The organism is Streptosporangium sp. NPDC000509 (genome assembly GCF_042898365.1).
GTDB lineage: Bacteria > Actinomycetota > Actinomycetes > Streptosporangiales > Streptosporangiaceae > Streptosporangium.
Genome location: NZ_JBIAYX010000015.1, coordinates 190,188 through 216,461, shown reverse-complemented (window position 1 = coordinate 216,461; position 26,274 = coordinate 190,188). Strand labels below are relative to the sequence as shown.

The 26,274-nt window shown below is 69.9% G+C and carries 23 protein-coding genes; 11 read left to right on the top strand and 12 right to left on the bottom strand.

Going from position 1 to position 26,274, the window contains the following annotated elements; all coding sequences use genetic code 11:
• Position 1: 1 nt before the first annotated feature.
• The 3 genes from ACFY3D_RS27090 to ACFY3D_RS27080 are packed head-to-tail and all read left to right on the top strand — an operon-like array spanning position 2 to position 4,454.
• Positions 2–1,492: an LVIVD repeat-containing protein gene (locus ACFY3D_RS27090; RefSeq protein WP_389984086.1), complete on the top strand. Its 1,491-nt coding sequence runs from the start codon at positions 2–4 to the stop codon at positions 1,490–1,492.
• Positions 1,489–3,111 carry an amidohydrolase gene (locus ACFY3D_RS27085; RefSeq protein WP_389984083.1) on the top strand — a complete coding sequence of 541 codons (1,623 nt, stop codon included), beginning with the start codon at positions 1,489–1,491 and terminating at the stop codon, positions 3,109–3,111. Before ACFY3D_RS27090 ends, ACFY3D_RS27085 begins: the two co-directional genes overlap by 4 nt.
• A complete protein-coding gene (locus tag ACFY3D_RS27080; RefSeq protein WP_389984080.1) occupies positions 3,108–4,454 on the top strand; it encodes an amidohydrolase family protein in 1,347 nt (448 codons plus the stop codon). The genes ACFY3D_RS27085 and ACFY3D_RS27080 overlap by 4 nt, the downstream gene beginning before the upstream one ends.
• 127 nt (positions 4,455–4,581) lie before the next feature.
• Here ACFY3D_RS27080 and ACFY3D_RS27075 read toward each other — a convergent pair whose 3' ends face one another.
• The gene (locus tag ACFY3D_RS27075; RefSeq protein WP_389984077.1) at positions 4,582–6,108 is read right to left on the bottom strand and encodes an arabinogalactan endo-beta-1,4-galactanase; all 1,527 of its coding nucleotides are present in this window, start codon (positions 6,106–6,108) and stop codon (positions 4,582–4,584) included.
• Between the two features lie 86 nt (positions 6,109–6,194).
• Positions 6,195–8,351, bottom strand: coding sequence for a beta-galactosidase (locus ACFY3D_RS27070; protein WP_389984074.1), 2,157 nt, complete (start codon positions 8,349–8,351; stop codon positions 6,195–6,197).
• Positions 8,352–8,621: 270 nt separating this feature from the next.
• Here ACFY3D_RS27070 and ACFY3D_RS27065 point away from each other — a divergent pair, with 270 nt between their 5' ends.
• The 4 genes from ACFY3D_RS27065 to ACFY3D_RS27050 are packed head-to-tail and all read left to right on the top strand — an operon-like array spanning position 8,622 to position 12,786.
• Positions 8,622–9,977, top strand: coding sequence for an ABC transporter substrate-binding protein (locus tag ACFY3D_RS27065; RefSeq protein ID WP_389984071.1), 1,356 nt, complete (start codon positions 8,622–8,624; stop codon positions 9,975–9,977).
• Positions 9,974–10,876 carry a carbohydrate ABC transporter permease gene (locus tag ACFY3D_RS27060; protein WP_389984068.1) on the top strand — a complete coding sequence of 301 codons (903 nt, stop codon included), beginning with the start codon at positions 9,974–9,976 and terminating at the stop codon, positions 10,874–10,876. Before ACFY3D_RS27065 ends, ACFY3D_RS27060 begins: the two co-directional genes overlap by 4 nt.
• Complete coding sequence (locus ACFY3D_RS27055) at positions 10,876–11,742, top strand: carbohydrate ABC transporter permease (RefSeq protein ID WP_389984065.1); 867 nt, start codon at positions 10,876–10,878, stop codon at positions 11,740–11,742. Before ACFY3D_RS27060 ends, ACFY3D_RS27055 begins: the two co-directional genes overlap by 1 nt.
• 42 nt (positions 11,743–11,784) lie before the next feature.
• Positions 11,785–12,786 (top strand): LacI family DNA-binding transcriptional regulator, encoded by a 1,002-nt coding sequence (locus ACFY3D_RS27050; protein WP_350946032.1) that lies wholly within the window; start codon positions 11,785–11,787, stop codon positions 12,784–12,786.
• A gap of 190 nt (positions 12,787–12,976) precedes the next feature.
• Here the strand turns inward: ACFY3D_RS27050 and ACFY3D_RS27045 are convergent, their stop codons facing one another.
• Positions 12,977–14,230: a hypothetical protein gene (locus tag ACFY3D_RS27045; protein WP_389984062.1), complete on the bottom strand. Its 1,254-nt coding sequence runs from the start codon at positions 14,228–14,230 to the stop codon at positions 12,977–12,979.
• 343 nt (positions 14,231–14,573) lie between these two features.
• Here ACFY3D_RS27045 and ACFY3D_RS27040 point away from each other — a divergent pair, with 343 nt between their 5' ends.
• The gene (locus ACFY3D_RS27040; protein ID WP_389984059.1) at positions 14,574–16,064 is read left to right on the top strand and encodes a pyridoxal phosphate-dependent decarboxylase family protein; all 1,491 of its coding nucleotides are present in this window, start codon (positions 14,574–14,576) and stop codon (positions 16,062–16,064) included.
• Between the two features lie 138 nt (positions 16,065–16,202).
• On the opposite strand, the gene ACFY3D_RS27035 is transcribed toward ACFY3D_RS27040, so the two are convergent.
• The 7 genes from ACFY3D_RS27035 to ACFY3D_RS27005 all read right to left on the bottom strand — a co-directional run bounded on the left by ACFY3D_RS27035 (position 16,203) and on the right by ACFY3D_RS27005 (position 20,430).
• Positions 16,203–16,523: a type II toxin-antitoxin system PemK/MazF family toxin gene (locus ACFY3D_RS27035; RefSeq protein ID WP_350946029.1), complete on the bottom strand. Its 321-nt coding sequence runs from the start codon at positions 16,521–16,523 to the stop codon at positions 16,203–16,205.
• Entirely contained in the window at positions 16,513–16,743 is a 231-nt protein-coding gene (locus tag ACFY3D_RS27030) for a hypothetical protein (RefSeq protein WP_389984055.1), read from the bottom strand. Before ACFY3D_RS27030 ends, ACFY3D_RS27035 begins: the two co-directional genes overlap by 11 nt.
• Before the next feature lie 224 nt (positions 16,744–16,967).
• Positions 16,968–17,090 (bottom strand): hypothetical protein, encoded by a 123-nt coding sequence (locus ACFY3D_RS27025; protein WP_389984053.1) that lies wholly within the window; start codon positions 17,088–17,090, stop codon positions 16,968–16,970.
• Positions 17,091–17,142: 52 nt separating this feature from the next.
• Positions 17,143–17,826, bottom strand: a complete 684-nt coding sequence (locus tag ACFY3D_RS27020) for a maleylpyruvate isomerase family mycothiol-dependent enzyme (protein ID WP_389984050.1) — start codon at positions 17,824–17,826, stop codon at positions 17,143–17,145.
• A gap of 352 nt (positions 17,827–18,178) precedes the next feature.
• Positions 18,179–18,445 (bottom strand): hypothetical protein, encoded by a 267-nt coding sequence (locus tag ACFY3D_RS27015; protein WP_389984047.1) that lies wholly within the window; start codon positions 18,443–18,445, stop codon positions 18,179–18,181.
• 343 nt (positions 18,446–18,788) lie between these two features.
• Positions 18,789–19,277 carry an NUDIX hydrolase gene (locus ACFY3D_RS27010; RefSeq protein ID WP_389984044.1) on the bottom strand — a complete coding sequence of 163 codons (489 nt, stop codon included), beginning with the start codon at positions 19,275–19,277 and terminating at the stop codon, positions 18,789–18,791.
• Between the two features lie 253 nt (positions 19,278–19,530).
• Positions 19,531–20,430: an alpha/beta hydrolase family protein gene (locus ACFY3D_RS27005; protein WP_389984041.1), complete on the bottom strand. Its 900-nt coding sequence runs from the start codon at positions 20,428–20,430 to the stop codon at positions 19,531–19,533.
• Positions 20,431–20,603: 173 nt separating this feature from the next.
• On the opposite strand from ACFY3D_RS27005, the gene ACFY3D_RS27000 reads away from it, so the two are divergent.
• The 3 genes from ACFY3D_RS27000 (at position 20,604) to ACFY3D_RS26990 (ending at position 23,508) form a co-directional block, all read left to right on the top strand.
• Positions 20,604–21,182: a TetR/AcrR family transcriptional regulator gene (locus ACFY3D_RS27000; RefSeq protein ID WP_389984038.1), complete on the top strand. Its 579-nt coding sequence runs from the start codon at positions 20,604–20,606 to the stop codon at positions 21,180–21,182.
• A 166-nt stretch (positions 21,183–21,348) separates the two neighbouring features.
• Positions 21,349–22,599 carry an amidohydrolase family protein gene (locus ACFY3D_RS26995; protein ID WP_389984035.1) on the top strand — a complete coding sequence of 417 codons (1,251 nt, stop codon included), beginning with the start codon at positions 21,349–21,351 and terminating at the stop codon, positions 22,597–22,599.
• A gap of 519 nt (positions 22,600–23,118) precedes the next feature.
• Entirely contained in the window at positions 23,119–23,508 is a 390-nt protein-coding gene (locus ACFY3D_RS26990) for a hypothetical protein (RefSeq protein WP_389984032.1), read from the top strand.
• 262 nt (positions 23,509–23,770) lie between these two features.
• Here ACFY3D_RS26990 and ACFY3D_RS26985 read toward each other — a convergent pair whose 3' ends face one another.
• On the bottom strand, positions 23,771–24,115 hold the full coding sequence (locus ACFY3D_RS26985) for an MmcQ/YjbR family DNA-binding protein (protein ID WP_350946020.1): 345 nt from the start codon (positions 24,113–24,115) through the stop codon (positions 23,771–23,773).
• A 56-nt stretch (positions 24,116–24,171) separates the two neighbouring features.
• The gene (locus ACFY3D_RS26980; protein WP_389984029.1) at positions 24,172–26,247 is read right to left on the bottom strand and encodes a phosphocholine-specific phospholipase C; all 2,076 of its coding nucleotides are present in this window, start codon (positions 26,245–26,247) and stop codon (positions 24,172–24,174) included.
• Positions 26,248–26,274: the final 27 nt, after the last annotated feature.

Below are 26,274 nucleotides of genomic sequence, written 5' to 3'. Positions count from 1 at the left end.
GTTGACCACGAAGGACTATGGGTGGGACGAAGAGCGCCGGCTCTTCGTCCATCCGCAGAGCACACCGTACGTGAGCGGACCGCGGCCCCTGCCGCAGAGCCTGGATTACCTGGAGGACCGCGAGTACACCTCCAACATGACCGTCGAGGCCCGCTGGCCCACGGTCGTCAGGCTGACCCACACCTGGCAGAACGTCGTCGACATGGGCGGCCGACGCTACATGTTCCACTACTACCGACAGGCTCTCAACGTCTACGACATCACCGACCCGACGGCCCGTGAACTGGTGCTCGAAAAGCGGTACGGCCCCGAGGAGGGCGAGTTCGGGGCGGCGGCCATCGCCTACAACAAGCAGCGGGACGCCTGGATTCTGGTGCAGTGCTTCGAGGTGCCGCGCACCTACGGGCCCGACTCCAACAAGTACGCCGACCCCGCCGTGCTGCCTCGGCTGATGGCGGCGCCCGGATTCCGCGGCTTTCGGGTCTACGAGCTGACCAGCCCGACCGACTGGAAGCTGCTCGCCGAGGTGCCGACCGGCCCGGTCGACCCGGCCACCGGGATCCACCAGGGTTCCGGCGGGGTGGACACACCCGCCTACGACGGCGGCCGTTACATGTTCATCGCCGCCGCCCCCGACGACACGTTCGTCAACCAGGAGTTCGCCACCTACCCGTACACGCCCGCGCAGCTCGTGTACGACATGGAGGATCCGGCGCACCCGAAGCTCCTGTCCACCTGGTGGGTGCCCGGCCAGCGGGCGGGTGAGACCGACGCCTACGAGTCGTGGAGCAGACACGGCAACCGGACCTCGTGGATCGGCGCGCGGGTGCCCATGTCGGTGCCGGTGCCCCTGGAGCAGGGCGGCCGGTACGGCTACGCGGTCATGGGTGGCCTCGGGCTGTACGTGCTCGACCTCGCGGACCCGCGCCGCCCACTGGTCAGCGGCCATCTCGACCTGCCGCACAGCTGGGCCGGCATCGAAGGCGACGTGGTGGACACGAGCCGGGTGACCAGCCACGGCGTCGTGTTCGTCAACGGCGGCCCGATGAACGAGGACGGGTACGAGCCGTACAAGGACATCTATGTGATCGACGTCAAAGACCCGGCGAATCCGCACATCGTGGCGACGTTCCCCCGGCCGGTTCCGCCGGCCGGAGCGCCTTACCAGGACTTCGTGTTCCGGCGGGGCAAGTTCGGTCCCAAACGCTTCGGCTCCAACGCCCACCCCGGGACGGCCGACCCCAACCTCACGCTGTACTCCTTCGGCAACGCGGGTGTTCAGATGTTCGACCTCACCGACGTCCGCCGACCGGCCCTGGCAGGGTACTTCGTGCCGAAGATGACCGACGAGCTGGGCGACCCGCGCTCCTATCTCGTGCCGACCGAGAGCATCTTCGTGGAGTGGGACCGCCGCCTGGTCTGGGCCTTCACGAACTCGGGCATGTACCTGCTGACCAGCCCGCTGCTGGGCGAGCCGAGGATCGCCCGATGACGGCCGATCTCATCCTGGTCGACGGCGACATCACCACCAGCGCGGGCGGGCGGCGGGTGAGTGGCCTCGCCGTACGCGCCGGGCGGGTACTCGCGGCCGGGAGCACCGACGAGATCCGCCGGTATGCCGACTCCGGCACCCGGGTCGTGGACCTGGGAGGCCGCTGCGTGATCCCCGGCCTGGTCGACAACCACATCCACTTCGTGCGGGCCGGGCTCACCTGGAACTCGGAGCTGCGCTGGGAACGCTGCCCCAGCCTCGCCGCCGGTCTGCGGACCATCGCCGAGACGGCCGGTACCCGGACGCCGGACGAGTGGGTGCTGGTGATCGGCGGCTGGCACGAACGCCAGTTTCCGGAGGGACGCGGACCGGATCTCGCCGAACTGGACGAGGTCGCGCCGGATCGCCCCGTCTTCGTGCAGATGATGTACGACTGGGCCCAGGTCAACACCGCCGGAATGCGCGCCACCGGTCTCACCGCCGAGACCGCCCGCGCGGCCGGAGCGCACCTGTTCGAGTGGGACGGCCACGGCCGGCCGACCGGCCGGGTACTGGGCATGGAGGGCTGCAAATGGCTCTACGCCCGGCTGCCCAAGGAGACACTGGAAGCCCAGATCGCCTCGACCGCCCGGCTCTCCCGCGACCTCAACCGTTTCGCGGTGACCGCGCTGATCGACGGCGGCGGCGTGAACACCGGTCCGGACGTCTACGAGGCCGTGTACGAGGTGGACCGGCGCGGCGACCTGACCGTACGGACGTTCCTGACCGTGCACGCGTCGGCGCGTGGGCGCGAGGCCGAGGAGATCGCCGGATACCTGCGCTACGGTCGCCCCCGGCACGGCAGCGGAACGCTCCGGCTGCTCGGCTTCGGCGAGGTCGTGCTCTACGGCCTGCACGACCGGGTGCACACCCGGGTCGACGTGACCGACGCCGACCGGGCCGAACTGATCCGCGTCTTCACCGACCTGGCGGCCGGTGGCTGGCCGGTACAGATGCACGCGCACCGGCCCGAGGTGATCGAGACCGTCATCGCGGCCTGCGAGGAGGTGAACGCCCGCCATCCGCTCGCGCCGCTGCGATGGGGCATCGTGCACGGCGAGATGATCAATTCGGCGCAGGTGGGACGCATCCGCGCACTCGGACTCGGCGTCCTCACCCAGAGCCTGCTGCGTTTCCTCGGCGACCAGATGGCGGGCGCGTTCGGCGCCGAACGGGTACGCGACGCGCCACCGCTGCGCGCCCTGCTCGACGCCGGGGTTCCGGTCAGCGCCGGCACCGACGCGATGCGCGGCGCCTCCTACGACCCGTTCACCTCGCTGCACTTCTACCTGACCGGCCGCACCATCGGTGGCGACCGGATCGTCGCCGACGAGAACCTGCTCGACCGCGACGAGGCACTGCGTCTCTACACGCGCGGCAGTGCCTGGAACTGCTTCGCCGAGCACGAGATCGGCGCGCTGGAACCGGGCTTCCGCGCCGACCTCGCGGTGCTCTCCGACGACTACTTCACCGTCGACCTGAACAAGATCCTTACATTGGAATCGGAGCTGACCCTGCTCGGCGGCCGGCCCGTGCACGCGAGCGGCGAACTGGCCGCAGTCCTGGAGGAGGGCCGATGAACCGACTGCTGATCCGCGGTGGCCGCGTGGTGACCATGGACCCGGCGCTGGGCGACGTCGACGGCGACGTCCTCGTGGTCGACGGGCGGATCGCCGGGATCGGTCCCGACCTGTCCGCCGCGGACGCGGAGATCCTCGACGCGACCGGCACCATCGTGCTTCCCGGCTTCGTCGACACCCACCGCCACACCTACCAGTCGCTGGTCCGCGGCCTGCTGCCGAGCTGCACGCTCGGGGAGTTCATGGGGACCATCTTCAACAGCGTGGCCCCGGCCTACACCCCCGAGCTGATGCGGCTGGGCAACTACGTCGGTGCCCTCGACGCGCTCGACGCCGGCATCACGACCATGGTCGACTGGTCGCCGAGCGAGACCCCGGACCACGCGGACGGAGCGATCGAGGGCCTTCGGCAGGCCGGTATCCGGGCGATGTACGCACACGGCATGCCGGCCGGCGGCCAGTGGTGGTACCGCAGCGAGCTCAACCACCCGGCCGACGCCCGCCGGATCAGGGCCGAGCACTTCCCCTCCGACGACGGCCTGCTCACGATGGCACTCGCACTCCGTCAGCCCGGTAACGTCGTCGACGAGGTCGCCGTGAACGACTGGAAACTCTCGCGTGAACTCGGCGTCCGCGTCTCGGTGCACACCGCGATGCGCTCAGGCGGCGCGACCGGCCATCCGATCCGCTCCCTGCATCGGCTCGGCCTGCTCGGCGAGAACACCACGTTCATCCACTGCACGACCAGCGCCGACGACGAAATCGCGATGATCGCCGACTCCGGGGGCACGGTCTCGATCGCGCCGTACGTCGAACTGGTGATGGGCCACGGCCTGCCGCGGATCACCGCGATGCTCGCGCACGGCGTGGCCCCCACGCTCAGCATCGACACCGTCACCACCTCGCCCGGCGACATGTTCACCCAGCTGCGGATGGCACTCGCCCTCGGCCGCGCCGAGGCGTTGCCCGAGAACCCGGAGGATCCCTTCACCCCGACGCTCACCCACCGCGACGTCCTGCGGCTGGCCACCCTCGACGGTGCCCGGGCCTGCGGCCTGGGCGACCGAACCGGCACCCTCACCCCGGGCAAGGCGGCTGACGTCCTCCTCGTCCGAGCCGACTCGATCCGTACCCTCCCCCTGCGGGACCCGGCGGCCACCGTGGTCTCCTCGGCAGACCGGGCCGACGTCGACACGGTGCTCGTCGCCGGTGTGATCCGCAAGCGCGGCGGCGTCCTGGTCGGCGTCGACCTGCCCCGCCTCCGCGCCGAGGCGATCGCCGCCCACGAGGACATCCTGACCCGAGCCGGACTCAAAACGGAAGCTCGAGCCGCGGGAGAGTAATCGCGGCCCTTACCCGAGCCGGACTCAAACCGGAAGCTCGAGCCGTGGGGGCGTGGCCGCGCCTCTGCCCCGCGACGACGTCTCACGGCGGCACGCCCGGCATGTTCCGGGCGTGCCGCCGTGAGGATCACTGGTGGGCGAACTGGGCGAGGGCGGGCAGCGCCCTGTCGGCGAAGTCGAACAACGCCTGGTTCTCCCAGCCGTTGCCCGAGGACGGGTCGGCCGGGTCCCAGCCGTTCCCGGTCACCGCGGTCCAGGTGGGCTCCCAGTACACCGCGCCGAGCCCGCGCCCGCCCGGCACGGCCTGCACGATGCTCATCACGTCGCGCAGCATCGCCGACTGGCCCGCCGACGAGGCCGGGTATCCGGGGTACGGGGTCGCCGCGGTGATGATGTTGGCGAGGCCGTCGTCGTTGCCCGTGGTGAAGGGGTAGGCGGTCTCGGCGAGCAGGACGGGCCTGCCGTACCGGGACGCGATGTCGTTGATGTTCGCCTGGAAGGCGCCGAGCGTGCCGTGCCAGTAGGGGTAGTAGGAGACGCCGATCACGTCGTAGTTCACGCCGTGCGCCGCGGCGCTGTCGAACCACCAGCGAAACAACCCGTTGTCACCGCCCTCGGCCAGATGCAGCACCACCCGGGTCGAGGACGAGACGGCCTTGACCGCGCTGTAGCCCGAGTTGAGCAGCTGGGCGAGGTTGCCGAAGTTGGAGCTGCGACCGTCCTCCCAGAGCATGCCGTCGTTGATCTCGTTTCCGACCTGGACCATGTCCGCGGTAGTGCCCTGCGCCTTCAGCGCGTTCAACACGTCGTAGGTGTGGTTGTAGACGGCCGTCTTGAGCTGCGCGAACGTGTATCCGTTCCACGCGGCCGGCTTGTACTGCTTGCCGGGGTCGGCCCAGGTGTCGGAGTAGTGGAAGTCGACGAGCAGGCGCATCCCCCTCGCCTTGACCCGCTGCGCCATGGCCAGCACCCGCGCCTTGTTGTTGTAGCCGTCGGCCGGGTTCACCCACACCTTCAGCCGGACGTAGTTGGCTCCGGCCGCCGCCAGGATCGCGAGGGCGTCGCCCCGCACGCCCCCGGCGTCGTGGTACCTGCCCCCGTACGCCTCCGACTTGGGCAGGCTTGAGGTGTCGGCGCCCTTCACCGCCAGCGTCGCCGACCCCGCCGCGAAGGTGACGTCGTCGAAGTTGGCCCAGCCGCCCGCCGCCGCCGTGGAGCCGAGGGAGATCGTGCACTGGCCGCCCGTCACGTTCTGGGTGACGACGATCTGGATCCACTCCGAGGAGCTGACCGGCGCGTGGGTCCGCCTCTCGGCGGAGCCGCAGTTCCGCAGCGCGATCCAGCTCTGGCTCATCGCCCCCGACCTCACCCAGACGCGGAGCGTGTAAGCGCCAGAGGCCAGGCCGGTCAGCGTCTGGTTGGTCTCCACGGTGTACGCGGCGGTGGACCAGTGCGACAGGCGGTAGGAGCCCGTGCGACCGCCGGCCTCGGTGAAGTCGGCGGAGGCGTTGCCCGCGGTGCTCCACGAGACCGGCGCGGCGACGCCGCCCCCGGTCTCGAAGCCGCCGTTGGCGACCGTGGGGGCGGCTCGGGCCGGTAACGGCACCAGGACGGCGGCGGCACACACCAGCAGTGCCATCAGGATCTTCTTCAAGGGTCCTCACTTGGTCAGGAGTGATGTGGACGATCCCCGAGACCCCGGGTGCCGCGCTCAGGTGGCGGGCGCGACCCCGGGGACGATCACGCGTCTCCGGCCGGTTCGACGACCGTGACGCCGCCGGCGGGCACGGTCGCCGACCCGGTGTACGCGGCGCCGTCGAGCATCCCGGTCCCGCTCACCTCCGGGACGGTGACCGGCTCCTCACCGTGGTTGATGAGGAAGAGGTAGCGGCCCCGGCGTACGAGCTCCAGGGTGTCGGGCAGGCCGCGCGGGCGGGACACGCCCGCCTGGTCGAGGACCGCGCGTAGGAGAGCGCGCAGATCCCGCTCGGTGCCCGTTCCCGTGCCGCCCGCCGGGCCGCCGAGGTCACCGAGGTCACCGAGGTCACCGAGGTCACCGCGGTCACCGGAGTCACGGCGACCTTCGGGAACGCCGGGGGCGTGGCCGGGGGCGCGGAACCCTTCGGGAACGCCGGGGGCGCGGTCGGGGGACGGGTCGAGGGCGGTGGCGACGTACCAGGCGGTGCCCGCGCCCAGCTCGTGGCGGGTCACCGCGGGGTGGCCCGCGTCCGGCCCGCCGGTGAAGGCGTGCACGGTGCGCGCCCCGGCGAGGCGGATCCGCTCGGACCAGATCCGGCCGGTCAGGCCGTCGTCGCCGACGGGCACCGTGCCGTTCTCCGGCAGCGGGTGGAACTCCTCCACCGACAGGCCGAGCACGTCGCGCAGCGCGCCGGGATGGGCGCCGGGGTGGACGGCGTCGTTCTCGTCGACGATTCCGGAGAAGTAGGAGACGACCAGGTGCCCGCCCGCCTCCACGTAGCGGCGCAGGTTCTTGCCGGCCGCCTCCGTGAGCAGGTAGGAGCTGGGGACGACGACCATCCGGTACGCCGAGAGGTCGGCACCCGGGTGGGCGAAGTCGACGGTGACGTGCTCGCGCCAGAGCGCCTCGTAGTAGGCATCCATCCGCTCGCGAAAGCGCAGGTCGACCGAGGGGCGCCACTCCAGCTCCAGCGCCCAGAACGACTCCCAGTCCCACACGAGCGCGACCTCGGCCTCGACGCGGGAGCCGCGCACGCCGGCCAGCCCGCGCAGGTCGGCGCCGAGGGCGACCACGTCGCGCCAGAGGCTGGAGTCCGTCCCGGCGTGCGGCAGCATCGCCGAGTGGAACTTCTCCGCGCCGTGCCGGGAGGCGCGCCACTGGAAGAAGAGCACCGAGTCCGATCCCCGGGCGACGTGGGCGAGGCTGTTGCGCCGCATCTCCCCCGGCCGCTTGGCGAGGTTGCGCGGCTGCCAGTTGACGGCGCCGGTCGAGTGCTCCATGAGCATCCACGCCCGCCCGCCCGCCACCGAGCGGGTGAGGTCGGCGGCCATGGCCAGCTCGATGTGGTTCTCGGCCCGCGCCGCTTCGAGGTAGTGGTCGTTGGAGACGACGTCCACCTCGTCCGCCCACCGCCAGTAGTCCATCGCCACGCAATTGGCGATCATGAAGTTGGTGGTGACCGGCTGGTCACCGAAGCGGCGGATGGTGTCGCGTTCGCGGCGGAAGTTGGCGATGTGCGCCTCGACGGAGAAGCGCGCGTAGTCGAGTTGCAGGGCCGTCAGCTGGCCGGGCAGTGCGAGCCTCGGCGGCTCCACCTCTTCGAACGAGCCGTAGGTCAGCCCCCAGAACGTGGTCCCCCAGGCCGCGTTGAGCGCCGCCACGTCGCCGTGCCGCTCGCGCAGCCAGTCACGGAAGGCCTCGGCCGAGGTCTCGCAGTAGCAGCGGGCGTTGGCCCAGCCGTACTCGTTGTGGACGTGCCACATGGCGATCGCCGGGTGCCCGGCGTAGCGCTCGGCGAGCCGCTCGGCGAGCCGCTGGGAGGCGGTGGCGTACTCGGGGGAACTCGGGCAGAAGCTGTGCCGGGTACCGCCGGCGATGACGTGGCCCTCGCGGTCGACCAGGCGGGCGCCGGGGTGGGCCGTCCTGAACCAGGTGGGCGGGGACGACGTCGGCGTCGCGAGATTGATCATGATGCCCCAGGAGTGCAGCAGCTCGACGATCCTGTCCAGCCTGTCGAAGTCGTAGACCCCTTCGGCGGGCTCCAGCATGCTCCAGTTGAACACCCCGAGACTGACCAGGTTCACCCCGGCCTCGCGCATCAGCCGGACGTCCTCGCGCCAGACCTCCTCCGGCCACTGCTCGGGGTTGTAGTCCCCGCCGTACGCGATGCCCTCGGGCAGTGCTGGATATCCGGGCAACGACTCCCCCTTAAACGGTTTCTGTGAACGTGCACAGTAATGTACGACCGATGCCCCCGGAAGACCAGCGCCGAGATCCCCGGCACATCAGCGGATTAACAAGAACGTAACGGGCATTGACAGCACCTCCCAGATGATTTCAGTCTGTGAACGTTCCCAGAGAGGTGCCAGCGGCCTCCTCTCGGCCTCTCTTGCCGACTTCGCCGACGGCCCCACCTCGTGGCCTCTCAGCGGCCGACGCCTCTGTCGTAGACCCGTCATGAACCTGACATGAACCCCCACACGGACCCCCACGCCCCCACGGAGGAACACATGCAGATGAACCGGCTCGTAGCGGTGGCGACCGCGCTCCTCGCCGCCGCCCTGGCCGCCGGGTGCTCGGGCACCCCCCAGGAGGCGGCCGCCCCGGACGCGCGGAGTTCGGCCCCCGCCGGGCCGGTGAAACTCACCTACTGGACCTGGGTCCCCAACATGGACAAGATCGTGACGGTCTGGAACCAGGCCAACCCCGACATCCAGGTCACCGTCAGCAAGCAGGCCGGCGGCGACGACGCGGCCGCCAAGTTCCTCACCGCCGCCAAGGCGGGAAACCCTCCCGACCTCGTCCAGGCCGAGTACCAGATGCTGCCCTCCTTCGTCGCCGCCGACGCGGTGGCCGACCTCTCGGGCGAGGTCGGCGCCGCGAAGGGTGAGTTCGGCGAGGGCGTCTGGGGCCTGGTCACGCTCGGCACCGACGCCGTCTACGCGCTCCCCCAGGACAGCGGCCCGATGATGCTCTACTACCGCCAGGACCTGTTCGACAAGTACGGCATCGAGGTGCCGAAGACCTGGGACGAGTACGCCGAGGCCGCCCGCACCGTGCGGAAGAAGGACCCCAAGGTCTTCCTGGGGACCTTCTCCAGCAAGGACCCCGGCTCCTTCGTCGGCCTCGCCCAGCAGGCGGGCGCCCAGTGGTGGTCGATCAGCGGCGAGTCCTGGAAGGTCGCCGTCGACGACGAGGCCACCAGGAAGGTCGCCGACTACTGGGGCGGCCTCGTCTCCGAGGGCGCCATCGACGACCAGCCGTACTTCACCCCCGAGTGGAACAAGGCGCTGAACGACGGCAGGCTGCTCACCTGGCCCTCGGCGGTCTGGGCCCCCGGCGTGCTGTCCGGCAACGCCCCCAAGGCGAAGGGCAAGTGGGCGATCGCCCCGCTGCCGCAGTGGAACGCCGGCGAGAACGCGAGCGGCTTCTGGGGCGGCTCCTCCACCGCGGTCTCCGCCAAGTCCCCCCACCTGGCCGCCGCCGCGAAGTTCGCGACCTGGCTCAACACCGACCCCGAGGCGCTCGGCCTGCTCGTCTCCGAGGGCGCGCTCTACCCCGCGGCCACCAAGGGTGGCACCATGCTCGGTGAGGCCCCCGAATACTTCTCCAACCAGCCCGACTTCTGGCAGCGGACCGCCACGATCGCGAGCGGCGCCCGCGGCTTCACCTTCGGCCCGAACGTCAACGTGACCTACAACGCCTTCAAGGACGCCTTCGACAAGGCCCTGCAGGACAGGTCGGCGTTCTCCGACGCCCTCGTGACGATGCAGGACGCGACGGTCGCGGACATGCAGAAGTCCGGATTCCAGCTCGCCCGATGACACGACGCCCCGGCGGCGGCGTTCGCACCGCGAGCGCCGTCCCCTACCTCCTCCTCGCACCGGCCATGGCGCTGTTCACACTCTTCATGGCCCTCCCCATCGCCTACACGGCCTACCTCAGCCTGCGGCGCACGAAGGTCTCGGGACTGGGTCTGGGCAAGGGCTCCCGCCGCGAGGTCTTCGCCGGCCTCGACAACTACGCGGCGACACTCGCCGACGGCGAACTGTGGGCCGGCTGGCTCCGCGTCCTGGGCTACGGCCTGCTGGTGCTCGTCGTCATGCTCGGGCTCGCCCTGCTGTTCGCGCTGCTGCTGGACTCGGCGCACGTGCGGCTCGCCCGCTTCTCCAGGATCTCCCTCTTCCTGCCGTACGCGGTGCCGGGCGTGGCCGCGACCCTGCTGTGGGGCTTCCTCTACCTGCCCAGCCTCAGCCCGATCCGCCAGGTGCTCGACATCGATCTGCTCGGCGCGGGCACGGTGGTGCTGTCCATGGCGAACGTGGCGGTCTGGGGCGGCGTCGGCTTCAACACGCTGGTCCTCTACACCGCGCTGCGCGCCGTACCCAGGACCTACTACGAGGCCGCCAGGATCGACGGGGCGAGCGAGATCCAGACAGCGCTGCGGGTCAAGGTCCCGATCCTGCTGCCCGCGATCATCCTGACCACGGTCTTCTCCATCATCGCCACGATCCAGGTGTTCACCGAGCCGACCACCCTGCGGCCGCTCACCAACACGATCAGCTCGACCTGGAGCCCGCTCATGAAGGTCTACCGCGACGCCTTCGTCACCGGCGACCTCTACTCGGCCGCCGCCACCTCGATCGTCATCGCGGCGATCTCCCTCGTCCTGTCGTTCGGTTTCCTGCGCGTCGTCCGCGACCGCGCCTTCGGGGAGGGCTGATGGCCATCACACCCCTCACCGGGGCGGGCCGCCGACGCCGCCCGGCCGGGATCGCACCGACCGCGATCCTGCTGCTGGGCGCGCTCTACTGCCTGCTGCCGGTCAGCTGGGTGCTGGTGGCGGCCGGCAAGTCGAAGGCGGAGCTGTTCTCCACCTCGACCTTCGCCCCCGGCACCGGCCTGCTGTCCAACCTCGCCGACCTCGCCGCCTACCGCGACGGCGTGTTCTGGCTGTGGATGCTCAACACGCTGCTGTACGCGGGCGGCGGCGCCCTGCTGTCCACGGCCGTCTCCGCCGTCTCGGGCTACACCCTGGCCAAATATCGCTTCCCTGGCCGCAACCTGATCTTCAACCTGCTGCTCGGCGGCGTCCTGGTACCCGCCGTGGTGCTCGCCATCCCGCAGTATCTGCTGTTCTCCCGGATCGGGCTCGCCGACACCTACTGGTCGGTCCTGCTCCCGCAGATCCTGAGCCCGTATGGCATCTATCTCGCCCGCGTCTACGCCACCGCCGCCGTCCCCGACGCGCTGCTGGAGGCCGGGCGCATCGACGGCGCCGGGCACCGGCTGCTGCTGGGCCGGATAGCCCTGCCCCTCATGCTGCCCGGCATGGTGACCATCTTCCTGTTCCAGTTCGTCGCGATCTGGAACAACTTCCTGCTGCCGTTCATCATGCTGGGCGACGACCAGAGGTTTCCGCTCACCGTCGGGCTCTACACCCTGCTCGCCGCGGGGGCCAACCAGCCCTCGCTCTACAACCTGATCCTCACCGGCACACTGCTCTCGATCATCCCGTTGATCGCGCTCTTCCTCACGATGCAGCGCTACTGGAGGACCGACCTGGCCGGCGGGGCCGTGAAAAGCTGAGGCCCGGCCGATCGGCCGCCGGGCGAGGGGAAAATGGGGAGCATGGCGAAGCGTCCGACCATTCACGACGTCGCGGCGGTGGCGGGGGTGTCCCGGGGAACGGTGTCCCGGGTCCTCAACGACGACCGGTACGTCAGCCCCGCCGCGCACGCCGCCGTCAAGCGGGCCATCGCCGAGACGGGCTACGTGCTCAACCGGGCCGCCCGCAGCCTGGTCACCCAGCGGACCGGCTCGGTGGTGATGGTCCTGTCGGAGCCGCAGGAGAGGTTGTTCGAGGACCCCACCTTCAGCGTGCTGCTGCGCACCGCCACCCGGCGGCTCGCCGAGCGGGACGTGTCGCTCGTGATGATGATCGCCGGGAACGACGGCGACCGCGACCGGGTGATCCGCTACCTGCGCGGCGGCCACGCCGACGGGGTCTTCCTGGTCTCCACCCACGCCGGTGACAAGCTGGTGGACGCCCTGCTGGACATCCCGGTGGCCGCCGTCGCCCAGGGGGCGGTCATCGGCAGGGAGAACGTGATCCCGTACGCCGCCGCCGACGACCGCGAGGGCGCCCGGCAGATGACGCGCTACCTGGTGGAGCGCGGCCACCGGCGGATCGCCACCATCACCGGCCCGCTCGACACCCCCGGCGGCGCGCTGCGGCTGGAGGGCTTCGCCGACATCCTCGGCAGGAAGGCCGGCAGGAGGCTCATCGAGCACGGCGACTACACCCAGCTGGGCGGGGAGAGCGCGATGGCCAGACTGTTGGAGCGCTCCCCCGACATCGACGCGGTGTTCGTCGCCTCCGACCTGATGGCCGCGGGCGCGCTCTCGGCCCTGCGCGCCGCGGGGCGGAGGGTGCCCGAGGACGTCGCGGTGGGCGGCTTCGACGACTCGGCGGTGGCGCTCACCACCCACCCGCCGCTCACCACCGTCCGCCAGCCCCTGGAACGGGTCGCGGAGGAGACCGTCCGCCTGCTGCTCGCCCTCATCGACGGCGCGGAGCACCTGGAGCCGGTCATACTGCCCACGACCCTCGTCGTGCGCGAGTCCGCCTGACCTGCCGGTCACCGTACGCGAGTCCACCTGACCGATCGGCCACCGTACCCGAGCCCGTCAGACCGATCGATCGGCCACCGTACACAGGGCCACCTGACCGCTTCGCCCGGTCGGCCTGATTCTCAGGCCGACCGGGCGAACGGCGTAGTCGAACGGGGTCGAGCGGGATCGAACAGAATCAACGACGGGGTCAACGACCGGGCGAGGACCCGTTCACGGTGAGAACCTGCTCGGTCTCGATCGCCGGGAAAGTGCCGGTGTCGATGATCCCGTGCTCGTGGAAGGCGGCCTCCAGCAGCGCGTGAGCCTTGGGCTCCAGCTTCCACAGGGCGCGGTACTCGCGGGCGGTGACCAGGGAGACCCCGGTCTCATGGGCGATGTCGGACGCGCGGGGCACGAACTTCCGCTCGATCTGCTTGTCCCAGTATTCCCGCGCGGCACGCATCAGGGCCGCGCGCTGCGCCGTGTCGACCACCGGCGGCGGGGCGTCCAGCACCTGGAGCTCGTCGTCGTCATCGTCGTCCCCGAGCCGCGAGGACGGGCCCGCGGCCACCGCGGGACGCGCGGGCGGCTCCTCGGGCGCGGGGGCCCACGGCACGGGCGGGGTCAGGTCGATCAGGGCGGAGGTGTTGTAGAGGGCGCCGATCTGGGAGAGCAGGGCCTCCTGCCTGGCGGAGTCGACCGCCAGGCCGCTGTGCTCCACCGCCCGGTCCATGGCACGGTCCAGCTTGGTGAGGGCCACGCGCATCTTCCTGTCGGACGCACCCGAGGCGCGGAGCGCGCGGGCACGCTTGGCAGCCAGCGCGACCCGGGTCAGCCTGCGGTGGGCGTCCACCTCGCTCGCCGTACGGTCGCTCACCTCGGCCAGCCCGACGCGGACCAGCGCCCGCTCCGGGGTGATCCGCCAGTTGATGCGGGAACGCCCCGTGATGCGGTGGCGTTCGATCGCCATGCCGCGCTCCCACAGCCACGCCGCCACCAGGGGCGCGGCGAGCCGGAAGACGGCCTCGGCGACGCTGCGGGCGTCCATGCTCGACAGCACGGCCGTGAGGCCGGTGAGCGCCCACACGGCGACGCCGTCGATGCCCGCGGAGAAGTTCTCCCGCATGTTGCGGCGCGCCCGGACGGCGCTGGTGATGACGGCGACCTCGATGAAGGCGAAGAGCAGCAGCCGCAGAGGGCCGTCGAAGCCGAGCACGTCACCGGAGAAACGCCACATGCCCTGCGCGGAGACACCCGTCGCGATGCTCGCGGCGACGATGGTGAGGATGTCCTCGGCCGGACGGGGTGCGATGTGACGATGGTAGAAGCGGACCGCCACGCGCTGGACGGCGCGGAGCGCGAAATACGCCGCGACCAGCAGGACGAGGGCGAACACGCCGATGATGACCGTCAGGATCGGCTGGTCCGATGCGAAGGCGGTGATTTGATCGATGGGGGGCATCAGTCACTGTCCGTCAGTCTCGAATGTCCGACAGGATATTCAGCGATCATTCCAGAATGTTCGGTGGCTTGTTCGCGAAACAGGCGCTCACGAACGTGACAGAAGTGAACACAGTTGCGCCGACAGCCAGTAAAGACAGCGGCTCCCGTCCGACCGGCCACCCTTTCATGACCGGCCGGGCGGCCGAGCAACGGCCTCGTAGCCTCCCGCCTGCCGATATCCTCCCGGCCGGTCGGTCGCGTACCGGCCCCGCACGGGGGTGAGTTCGCATGATCACCGAAGACCGAGTCCGTACCCCGGGGGCCGTTGGTCAGACGTCCGACCGGCGTCGTAGCGTCAAGGCATGGACGCCAGCGACAAAACGGTCACCTCTCACGCTCCTGGGCCGTCGCCCACCGGCGGCCGCCCGCCCGAGACGCCGCAGACGACGGGGACCGGTCGTGAGCGCGGGTCGCTCGACACCGACCGTGACCACCTCCCCGAACTGCTTGAGGCCACCCGCGCCTACGCCGCACGCCTCCTCGCCGGGCTCGGCGACCGGGCGGCGGCGCGGACACCGGCCAGGCCCGTGCCCGCGTCGCTGCCCGAGGCGGGGATCGGCCTACGAGGGGCGTTGGAGGAGTTCGCGCGGCGGTGGGAGCCCGGCTTCGCGGCCGGTGCGGGCCCCCGCTACCTGGGTTTCGTCACGGGCGGCGTGACGCCCGCCGCGCTCGCGGGCGACTGGCTGACCGGCACCCTCGACCAGAATCCCACCTCGGGCCTGGACTCGCTCGCCCCCGACCTCGAACGGGAGACGGTCGGGTGGCTGCGCGACCTCTTCGGCCTGCCCCCCGAGCACGAGGGGGCGTTCGTCAGCGGCGCGACCCTGTCCAACTTCACCGGCCTCGCGATCGCGAGGGAGTGGCTGGGCGAGCGGCGCGGCGTCTCGGTGGCCGAGGAGGGCGTCGCGGCGCTCGGGCCGGTGACCGTGCTGTCGGGAAGCCCGCACTCCAGCACCGTCAAGTCGCTGTCCATGCTCGGCCTGGGACGGTCGGCGCTCCGGCGGGTCGGCCTCCTGCCCGGCCGGGAGGCGGTGGACGTGGCCCGGCTCGCCGAGGAACTCGACCGGATGGACGGCGCTCCGGCGATCGTGGTCGCCAACTCCGGCACGGTGAACACCGTCGACTTCGACGACCTGCGCGCCATCGCGGCCCTGCGCGAGCACCACCCGTTCTGGCTGCACGTGGACGCCGCGTTCGGGGCCTTCGCCGCGCTCTCGGCCGAGCACGCCCACCTCGTCGCGGGCCTCGGCGAGGCCGACTCGGTCTGCGTGGACCTGCACAAGTGGCTGAACGTGCCCTACGACAGCGCGGTCCAGTTCACCCGCCGCCGCGACCTGCAGATCCGCGTCTTCCAGAACTCCGCCGCCTATCTCACCCCGGTGGGCGACGTCCCCGACCTCGTGCACCTCACACCGGAGAACTCGCGGCGCCTGCGCGCGCTCGCCGCCTGGTTCACCCTCGCCGCGTACGGGCGCGAGGGGCACGCGGAGATCGTCCGGCACGACATCGCCCTCGCCGCCGCACTCGGCGAGCGGATCGCCGCGATGCCCGCCTACCGCCTGCTCGCCCCCGTACGGCTCAACGTGGTCTGCTTCACCCTCGCCTCCTCCCCCACTCCGGCGAGGATCGCCGAGGTGGCCGACGCGATCATCGACTCGGGCGAGGCGTTCCTCACGCCGACCGTCCACGAGGGGGTGCCCGCGCTACGCGCCGCGTTCAGCAACTGGCGCACCACCGAATCCGACGTCGACCGAATCGCGAAGCTCCTCCAGGAGGTCGCGAACCGAGCGTGAGCTCGACCGGCCTCGGAGCAGTGATCGAACGGTTCTGATTCGTCCAGTCCGCGGGGCGTCCGCCTTCTGCCGTGGTCCCGTTCTCGTACTCCATCGGAAGTGGGATCACGGCAAGAAGGCGCCCATCCGGCGCTTTCGCTATCGGAGCAGCCCGAGGACCGTGTGGAGGGCCTCATCGACCTCTTCGATTTCGGCGGGGTCCAGGCGACCCGCGAAGTCGCCCAGACGGTGCGGGGTGACAGCCATGGTCTGCTCGACCATGACCCGGCTCTGCTTGCCGAGCAGTTCGACTTCGGGACGGAAGGGTGCGGGGGGTGCGCTGGCCGAGGTCGGTGCGATGAGGACGGTGGAGAGGTGGGAGAGGAAATCCGACTGGAGGATCACGGCGAAGCGCTCGCCTCGCTGTTCATGGGCCATCGCGTCACGAGGAGCGCGCAGCCGGTACACGTCACCACGCACGCAGGTGCTCCGTGTCCTTCATGATCGCTTCGGCTTCGGCCCTGTCAGCGGGATCTTTGGCCAGCCTCTCGGCCGCGATCCGGGCTTCCTCCATTCGATGGAGTCGTTGGGCAACGACGAGGGCTTCACGAACCGCTTCGGTCACGGAACGGCCATCGGCGGTCAGCTCGTTCAAAGCCTTCTCCGCTCTGGCATCGAGGTCGACAGTCAGCATGGCCATATCTTCACTGTACGACGCGACGTCCCGCAGGCCTTCGATTGAATTCTGTGAGCGTTCGAATACCTAGAGTGGTCGAATATATACCGCAAGAGCTCAACCGTTGCCGCTCTCGCGGAGGGAGAGCACCATTTTCAGTGGTGTGCGGCGGAGCGCGCGCGATGAGGGGCGCCGGCTCGTTTCGCGACGTTGCGCCGGGGTGCCTGCCTCGGTACGGTCCGACGTTCCTACATCTGCGCGTTCTCCCCCAGCGCGGTCGAGGTGCTGGAGAACCTGGACCGCCTCGGCCACTGAGCCCGTACAGGAGTGGAGCGGTGGATGAGGGCGTGGCGTGCGATCGACACGAACATGATCCGGCTCCGCCTGCCGGGCGGTGAGAGGGTCCGGACGGCAGGTTCCCGGTCATGTCATCTCACCGCGTCCTCGCAGGATCGCGACGCCGTCGCCGTCGAGTTCGTCGCAGTACGTCATGCGCCCGGTCATCGCCATCGTGAGTGCCAGGGTGGTGCCGGAGACGAGCGGACCGGAGCCGGTCGCGAAGGGGCTGTCGTCGGCGACGAGCCGCAGGCCGGCGATCCGTCCCTTGGCGACGACGACGAAGTCGGTGCCCTGGTAGTACTCGGCCAGCCGGGTGATGGTCCCGATCGGGTAGTCACGGCGAATGCCCAGTGGCCGCCGGATGTCCTCCGCGTGCAGGATCGTCTCACCCAGCATCGCCACGACCGGGACGGGCGGCTTGGTCGTGCTCGCGACGACACGACGAAACCTGTCGTGTGTCTCGGTCGCGGTCGCACCCAACTGTTCGGCGAGCCGCATGGCGTTCTGCCTGTTGAAATCGAACCGGCAGCGGATCACGCCCACCATCCACCGCGACGGAGTGAGGGTAGCCGCCGAGGTGAGGTGCGCCAGCACCTCACGCACGGTCAGTCCGGAGCACAGCGACGGTGTCGCCCACTGCTCGTCGGTCAGATCCGCCAGGTCGGCCGCGAGGGCCGCTCGCTCGGCGTGGACCAGTGGCCAGATGCTGGAGGCGCGGCGAAGACGGCGAAGACGGCGAAGACGCAGCCTCGGTTCCAGAGCGGTCATGTCGGACGATGTCCTGTCGTGGGTCATGGCAGTCCTCGCGGCGGTCGGTAAGAACGGTTACGCGTAGGACTTTCACCACGGGGCGAAATCGTCGCCGACGAGCGGTTTTTCCACGGGTGATCTCGTACGGGAACGGCCGGACGGGCAATGGTACGCGGCCTCCGGTCTCGTCCGGCAGAACTCTCGGCAGCGCACTCACCCTCTGGCGCCACGCCGTCTTGGGCGGGAGCGGGAGGCCGGAGACCTCGGATTCACGGGTTGAGGTCTCCGGCCGTCGAGGGTCTGTTTCCCGCTACTCGGCAACAGGGGTGGATCTTGTGTGCCTGTGTCGAGATCACGTGCGTGCCGACCGTCAGGCTCCGGGGCATGGATTGTTTCGGGTGTTCTCGCCGAGGTTGTCCAGACGTTCGCCCCACTTCTCGCGACCTGCCGGGGTTTTCAGGCTGTTGATCTCGTCCCGGACCTTCTTGCCCGCGTAGGCACCCCCGAGCGCTCCGGCCACAGGTTGTCCAACGGCGGTGCCGAGGAGCGTGACTTTCACCGCGACCGTTGAACCGGCGACCGTGGCCACGGCGTCGATGGCGTCGTGAGCCAGGGAGTTCTTCTTTTTCTTTCCCATATCACCCCTTCTACCGGACCTCTACCGGTCGGTTGAACATATCTGAAAGGTAAGACATGGAATGGTTTATGACGACTACAGGTAATATGGTTGTGACTTCCCCGCCAGAGCGCTAGAGATTGACACGAATCGTGTAATTTCCTGACAAGGTGTGATCGCGAGGAATTATCCGCGACAGCCACGCTCGAAACAGCCGAGGGTGGTGTCATGGATCCGGTCATCGGCATTTTCCGGCCCATCTCGCTTTTTCCTGCGTACTCGATCATCCAGCCGTCGACGCGATAACCAATCCCGATAATCCGTCGATCCCCTCTCGCGTATGAGGCAGAAATGCCGAGGTGAGTCAGTCGTTCAAGTGCCGTTGAAGGCGGGTGTGTCGCGCCAGGGTCGCGTCGATGATCTGGGTGCCACTGGGCGGAGTGTCGGCGGTGTCCCACCAGCGGATGGCGCTGATCTCCCCGTTGGGAGTGAAGGCGTGGTGGAGGACGGGGACATGGGCGGTGTAGATCGCGGCGTATTCGTCGCGCGGTGGGCCGACGAGCCGGAAGCGTGCGTACCCGGCGAGGGTGAGGGCGGGCAGGTGCAGGCCGCTCTCCTCATGGAGTTCCCGCACGGCGGCCTGGAGAGGTGTCTCGCCGGGATCGATCCTGCCGCCGGGTAGTTCCCATTCCCCGCGGAAGCGGTCGAAGACCAGCAGCAGGTGCCGGTCGCACCAGACCGCGACCAAAGCCGCGGGCATCGGCGCGTCGTCCGGCACGTCGGCGACCCGTGCGGCCGGCAGGAACGCCATCAGCGCGTTCCCTTTCGTGTCCTGGGCCAAGACTTGATGCATGCACCCATGATGAACACCTACGGGCAAGAACTCCCCGCCCGACACCTCGACGCGTCCAAGGTGCGCCCGGCGGTGGCATCCACGCCGGCAGCCCGACTCTGGAATGTACGGCTTTCACCCCGACAGGACACGGCCGAATCCCGCGCCGCCGGAACAGACCGAACACCGCCCGCCCAGGCCCGGCCGGTGGAATCGGCCGACGGACGCTGCCCGACGCGACCGGGTTTCCGGCACGGGTGAAGTCCGCCTGCCCCTACTTGGAGTCGAGACTGCCCAGGGCGTTCTCCACAGGTGCCGGCCAGGTGGAGTCCTTGAGGCCGAGGGCGTCGCGAAGATAGGCCCACGTGAGCCGCTGGATCAGGGCGACCCGCTCGGGGCTCTCGTCCGTCGTCTCCTTGGCTTCGTAACCCGCGACACCGCCGAGCGAGTGCTCCGCCCCGGCCAGGGTGAGCAGGCTCTTGCCGCCCGGACTCAGATGGTAGGCGTCGGTGAACCAGTCCGGCCCCCGGACCGACAGCGGGGAGTCGTCCCGGTCGCCCGCGACGACGAGTGCCGGGGTGGTCATGTCCGCGAAACTCGGGCTCATGAAGGGGAAGTGCTCGGCCGCGAACGGGGAAAGGTCGGCTCCGCCGGTACCTGTCACGGCCAGCAGTACGCCCGCCTTGATCCGCGGGTCGGACATGTCCTCTCCGGGGACGCCGTCGGCGTCGAGGACTCGCGCTCCCAGCAGCGTGCTCGCCGTCTGGGCGCCCCAGGAGTGCCCGGCCACGGCGACGCGCGTGCCGTCGAGGCGTCCGGCGAGGCCGGGGACGGACGACTCCAGGAGGTCGAGCCGATCGAGGGCGAGCTTCAGGTCGTCGACCCGAATCCTCCAGATCAACGGTGTGCGCGGGTCGTCGGGCGGGAGGTTCAGCGTCCGCGAGTCGAGGTGGGTGGGCTGGACGACGACGAAGCCGTGGGAGGCCCAGAAGCCGGCCAGCGGATCATAGCCGGTCGCCGACTGGCCGAAACCGTGGGAGAAGACGATGACGGGCAGCTCGCGGCCGGTCGTGGGGGCGGAGATCCGTACCCGCAGATCCTCTCCTCGATCCGGGGCCGGCAGCGTGACTGGGTGCACCGAGACGACCGGCGTGGGCTCTGGCAGTGCGTGCATGGTTGTTCCTTCTCGACGTGGTGACGGCCGCGACGTGTCAGCGGCTGTGGTTCGGCGATGACCGTGACTTGGCATCGGCCTGCCGGGCTGACATCCTGACAATGCGGAACCCGGTTCCGATTTGAATATACGGAACACGGTTCCGGTTTGCAAGAGGAGCAACGGAGGTAACGATGACCGGCACGAGTGGCGAACCGGGGGCCCCACGCAAACGGGCCGATGCCCGGCGCAACGAGAAGACCCTGCTGGAAGCCGCCGCCGCGATGTTCGTCTCCTCCGGCGTCGACGTGCCCGTGCGGGACATCGCCGCCAAGGCAGGCGTCGGCGTCGGCACGATCTACCGTCACTTCCCGACACGGGCCGACCTCATCGTCGCGGTCTACCGTCACCAGGTGGAGGCGTGCGCCGAGGCCGGTCCCGCACTGCTGGCGAAGAGCGCCACACCGCACGCCGCTCTCGCGAGCTGGATCAACCTCTTCGTCGACTTCCTGGTCACCAAGCACGGTCTGGCCGAGGCGCTGCGGTCCAACGACGCCGCCTTCCAGACGCTGCACGCCTACTTCCTCGACCGCCTCGTCCCCGTCTGCGCCGACCTGCTCGACGCCGCCGCCACGGCGGGCGAGATCGCCCCCGACATGGACGCCCTCGTCCTGATGCACGGCATCGGCAATCTCTGCATCGGCGCCGACAATCCCCGCTATGACGCGCGCCTCATGGTCGGGCTCGTCATCGCGGGACTACGGCTCCGCTGAGCCCGCTTTCCGCGGGAGTCCGCCATGGACGACCTGCCATCTCTCGATAAGCACGTCTCTCGATAAGCACGTCGCCCCCGTCCCTTTCGAACCACCACACTCGCAAGGCACCGGCTTGGCAGATCTGGCCGTCACGCTCCTGCCGGTGTGCTTCTACCGTGCTGCCATGGACGCTCCAGACCTGCTCATCCACAACGCCACCCTGCGCGGCCGTCCCGGCAGGTGGTCGCTGGCCGCCACGGGCGGGCTCATCAGCCACGTCGCCCAGGACGATCCCGACCTGCCCCCGGCGACCGGCGTGACCCTCGACGCGGACGGCGCCCTGGTCACCGAGCCGTTCGTGGACGCGCACCTGCACCTGTGCAAAGCCCACACCCTCGACCGGGCCGGGTCCGCCGCGCTCTCGGAGTACACCGCGGGCGCGATGGGGGCCGCGATGGGCGCCATCGAGACGGCCGCCGCCGTCAAGACCGGCCAGACCGTACGATCCGTCCTCGAACGCGCGAGGCCGGTGCTCCTGGAGTCCGTACGACACGGCGTCCGGGCGGTGCAGGCCTTCGCCGACATCGATCCGAAGGCGGGACTCACCGGCCTGGAGGCGCTGCTGGCGCTGCGCGAGGAGTTTCGCGGCGTGGTCGACGTGCGGGTGGTGGCGTTCCCGCAGGACGGCCTGCTCCGCGAACCCGGAACCGAGGAACTCGTCGTCGAGGCCGTACGGCTCGGCGCCGACGTGGTGGGCGGCATCCCCTGGATCGAGTGGACCGACGCCGACGCCGCCGAGCACGTGCGGCGCATGGTCGACCTCGCCCAGCGGCACGGCCTGCGCGTCGCCATGCTCGTCGACGACGCGGGGGACCCGGGACTGCGCACGACCGAGATGCTGGCGCGAGAACTGCTGGCGCGGGACATGGCCGGACGCGGCAGCGCCCAGCACGCCAGGGCGATGGCGCTCTACCCCGAGCCGTACCTGCGCCGCCTGGCCGGGCTGTGCCGCGCCGCGGGGCTCGGGTTCGTGAGCGATCCGCACACCGGGCCGCTCCACCTGCCGGTCTTCCGGCTCGCCGACGCCGGTGTCCCGGTCGCCCTCGGCCAGGACGACATCGAGGACGCCTACTACCCGTTCGGGCGGCACAACCTCCTGGAGGTGGCCTTCCTCGCCGCCCACCTGCTCGACGCGCGCACCGACGACGCCCTGGAGCGGTTGTACGACATGGTGACCGGTGACGCCGCGCGGGTCGTCGGCCTGCCCGTCCACCGTCTGGAGGTCGGCGCCCCCGCCGATCTCGTCGTCCTCGAAGGACGAACCCTCCGCGAGGTCCTCGCCAGGCACGCCCCGCCCCGCCACGTCGTCGTCGCGGGCCGGGTCGTCGCCTCCTCCACCCTGCACACCTCTTTCGGACCCGGCGTTCCCCGCTGACGGCGTTCCCTCGGACCTGGCGTTCCCCACGGCGGACGCTCCTTCGAACCCGACCTTCCCCGGACGCTCTTTCGGACTCGGCGTTTCCCCTGGTGAATTCCCTCTCGAAGCCGACGGTCTTCGATGACGGATACGGGAAACCGGTGCCCGAACGCCATGGCGGCCCCGGCCGACGGGGGGGTTCTCCCACGAAAACAGGGGCTCGGACGAGGACGATCTACCGAACCCTGGCGGTTCCGCCGCGAATGACAGCCTGCCGGGACGCGAGCCTTCCGCCGAGACCGATAGCCGAGCGTCACCGATCCCCCCGTCTCCGTTCCTTTCCGCTACCGCCAGGTAATCCGGCCGCCCCAAGCCTTTGGGATCCGCTAGCAGACTCCCACATCCCCAACCACTTACCGTGAAGGCAGGTTACGCATCGTGTCGGCGTCGCCCTCGACGCGGCGCGGCGCTCCGCCGGCCCGGGCACCGCCCCGGGCTCGACCGATTCGACATCGATTCGATGTGGAGTGATCTGCCATGACCATGATCAGGAATGCCCTGGCGGCCGGAGCCATGACGGCCTCCGCCCTCGTCGTCCCCGTGCTGATGCCGACCTCGTCCGCCGTCGCGGGCACCGTGGCCGTGACCACCCCGACCACCGCCACCTCCACCCTGAAGCCCTGCCGCGAGCACAAGAACCCCGAAAGATGCCGCGCCCGGCGCGAGCACCGGCACAAGTACGGACGGAACTACCGGCACAAGCACCGACATGAGAACAGACGCGGGCACAAGCAGGACTACGGGCGTGAGCACGGAGGAAGCGAACGCGGACGCGAGCGTGTCGGCATCGGCGAGGGCGTCGGTATCGGCGGCGGTATCAGCGACAGCATCGGCGGTAGCGGCACCGGCCGTGGAATCAACAACTGACGGACGACCTGCGGACGCCCGACGACGGTCGGCCGGCCCGGCAGCGACCGGACGACGGAGACGGCCACCGGCGGTCAGGAGACCAAAGAAGCGTCACCGTGACCACGAGCCGCACGCTCACCTTCCCGTGAGCCAACCTCCTGTCGGCCTCGCGTTCCGCATGTGCCACCCTCGAACCAGCACGATTACCCAGCAAACCGGATCAAATATGGCGTTCAACTAGCAACGATGCGGCACATGCGGAAAACCGGGCCAACCGGGGCTAGTGTGCGGCCTCGTGGGCGTCGACGAGCTTCTTGGGAGCCGTCAGGCACCACGCCTCGGTGACCAGCTCGAACAGCTCATCCGCGTCGATCTTCGCGAGGTGGACCACGACCCAGCCGAACTGGCCCGCGGTGAACTGGATCTCGAACACCTCCGGCCGCTCCGCCACCAGCGCGAGCTGCTCGGCGATCGTCGACTTGAGCCCCACGGTCTCCGTCTTCTCCCACAGGTAGCCGAAGCCCTTGCCCCGCACCTTCAGCGAGACCCACTCACCGCCGTCGCCCTGCTCGGTCTCCGGCAGCCGCTTCACCATCTCCAGGAATTCATCCACGCTCACACCCATGGCCCACGGTCTACCAGAGCACACCGACATTTCTCCCCTGCCGTCCCCGGCGGCCGTCAGCCCGTGACACTCGGTTCGCCGTTCTCGATGTGTCCCATCAGGCGTCGGGCGAAGCCGGTGTCCCCGGCGACGGTGATCCACAGGTCGTACCACCCGGTCGCGGCCCGCCACGGCACCCGCGCGGTGCCCTGGGACGCGACCCGCAGCGTCCGCGCCGTCCCCCCGTAGGCGAGGGGCAGGATCGTCACGTCGGCGGGTCTGTTACCGGTGTTGACAACGGTGATCTCGATCGTCCGGGTGGCCGCGTCGATCACGCTGGACATCTCCACCCTGTCGTCGGTCCCACCCCGAAACTCCCTGCGGAAACCGTTCGGACCGGTGAGAACGAGCGCGTACGTGGGACAGGGGAAGTAGACCACCTCGCGGGCCTGACCGAGCACGTCGAAGTGCATGGGCCGGACGAGCTCCCCCATGTAGCCGTACAGCGCCAGGTGCGCGCTCTCCGTACCGGTGTTGCTCATCGTGATCTCGACGGCGCGACCGCCGGTGCGTGCCGAGGCGTCGGGCCGGTACGGCAGCGCACGGGCGGGCCTGACGCCCGGTTCCGCACACGGCATGCGCTGCTCGGCGGGGGCGTCGGGATACCAGCGGCCGGCCGCGACCTCCTGGGCGACCGGAGCGTCCCGGTCGGCCGAGATATCCCGAACGGCCGAGATGTCCTGATCGGTCAGAGCCCCCTGGGCGGACGCGGCACCCTCCGGGACATTGATTTCCGGCGTCACCGGCGTGGGCCACGCCTCCGGACGGGCGAAGTCGAAGGCGGAGGTGAGGTCTCCGGCGACGGTCCGCCGCCAGGCACCGATATCGGGGGCCTCGATACCGAGCCAGGTCTCCAGGAACCGGACCGTCGAGCTGTGGTCGAACGTCTGCGAACAGACATGGCCACCCACGCTCCACGGTGATACGACGATCATCGGGACGCGCATGCCCAGCCCGATGGGCCGTCCTCCGACGAACTCCCCCGGGGTTCCATCCGGCGGGACGGGCGGGGGAACGTGGTCGAAGAAGCCGTCGTTCTCGTCGTAGGTGACGAAGACCGCGGTGCTCGCCCACACCTCCGGACTCGATGCCAGCGCGTCGAGAATCCGGTAGACGACCTTCCCGCTCTCCACCGCCGAGGAGCCCTCGGGGTGTTCGGAGTCGGCGAGCGAGGTCACGACGTACGAGACCGCCGGAAGGCGTCCCGCCGCCACGTCGGCGGCGAACCAGTCCCCCAGCCCGCCCGTCCGGGTGCGCCGCAACGCCCGGTCGTAGAGCGCCCGGTCGGCCGGATCCAGGTGTGCCACCTTCTCCTCAAGCTCGGCGAGCATCCGCGCGGGATCCTCGGACGCGCGCACCTTCTCGTAGAACGAGTGCATGCTGCTCTGCCCGAGTTTCGCCATGACCGCCTTGAACGTGGCGAAGAACTCAAAGTTGTTGCACTGGTAGTTGTCCCGCTCCTGGTAGACCTGCCAGGAATACCCGGCCTGGGTCAGCAGTTCGGGCACCGTGGTCCAGGTGTAACCCTGGTGCCCGTCCTCCTCACAGGCGCCGTTGTCGACGGCCCGCTGCTCGGTGCCCGGCTCGTAACCCGTGTGGCCGGAGACGTGGTAGTTGCGGTTCGGCGTCGTGGAACTCAGCACCGAGCAGTGGTAGGCGTCGCAGATCGTGAACGCGTCCGCCAGCTCGTAGTGGAACGGAAGATCCCCGCGGTCGTAGTACGCCATGGTGGACGGCCCCTTGTTGGGCACCCAGGCGTCGTTCCAGCCCATCGCCCAGGCGTTCTGCGTACCGAGCCAGGTGTGGTCGTGGGTGTCGAGCAGCATCGGATCGGCTCCCGCGCGCTCGGCCGCCTCCCGTAGCGAAAAGGGCAGGATCCCGTCCTGCTCGAAGATCGGGCGGAGCGCCCGGGTGAACACCGCGTTGCGGTCCCCGTAGCCGCGCACCCCGCGCATCCGGCCGAAGTAGTGGTCGAACGACCGGTTCTCCTGCATGACGAAGACGACGTGCTTGAGGTCGGAGAGCCCTCCGGGAGGGGCGGGCCGCGCCAGCAGGCGCACGAGAGAGGGGGGAAGTGCGGACGGTGCCGACATTGACACATCCCTTTAACGGCATTTCAG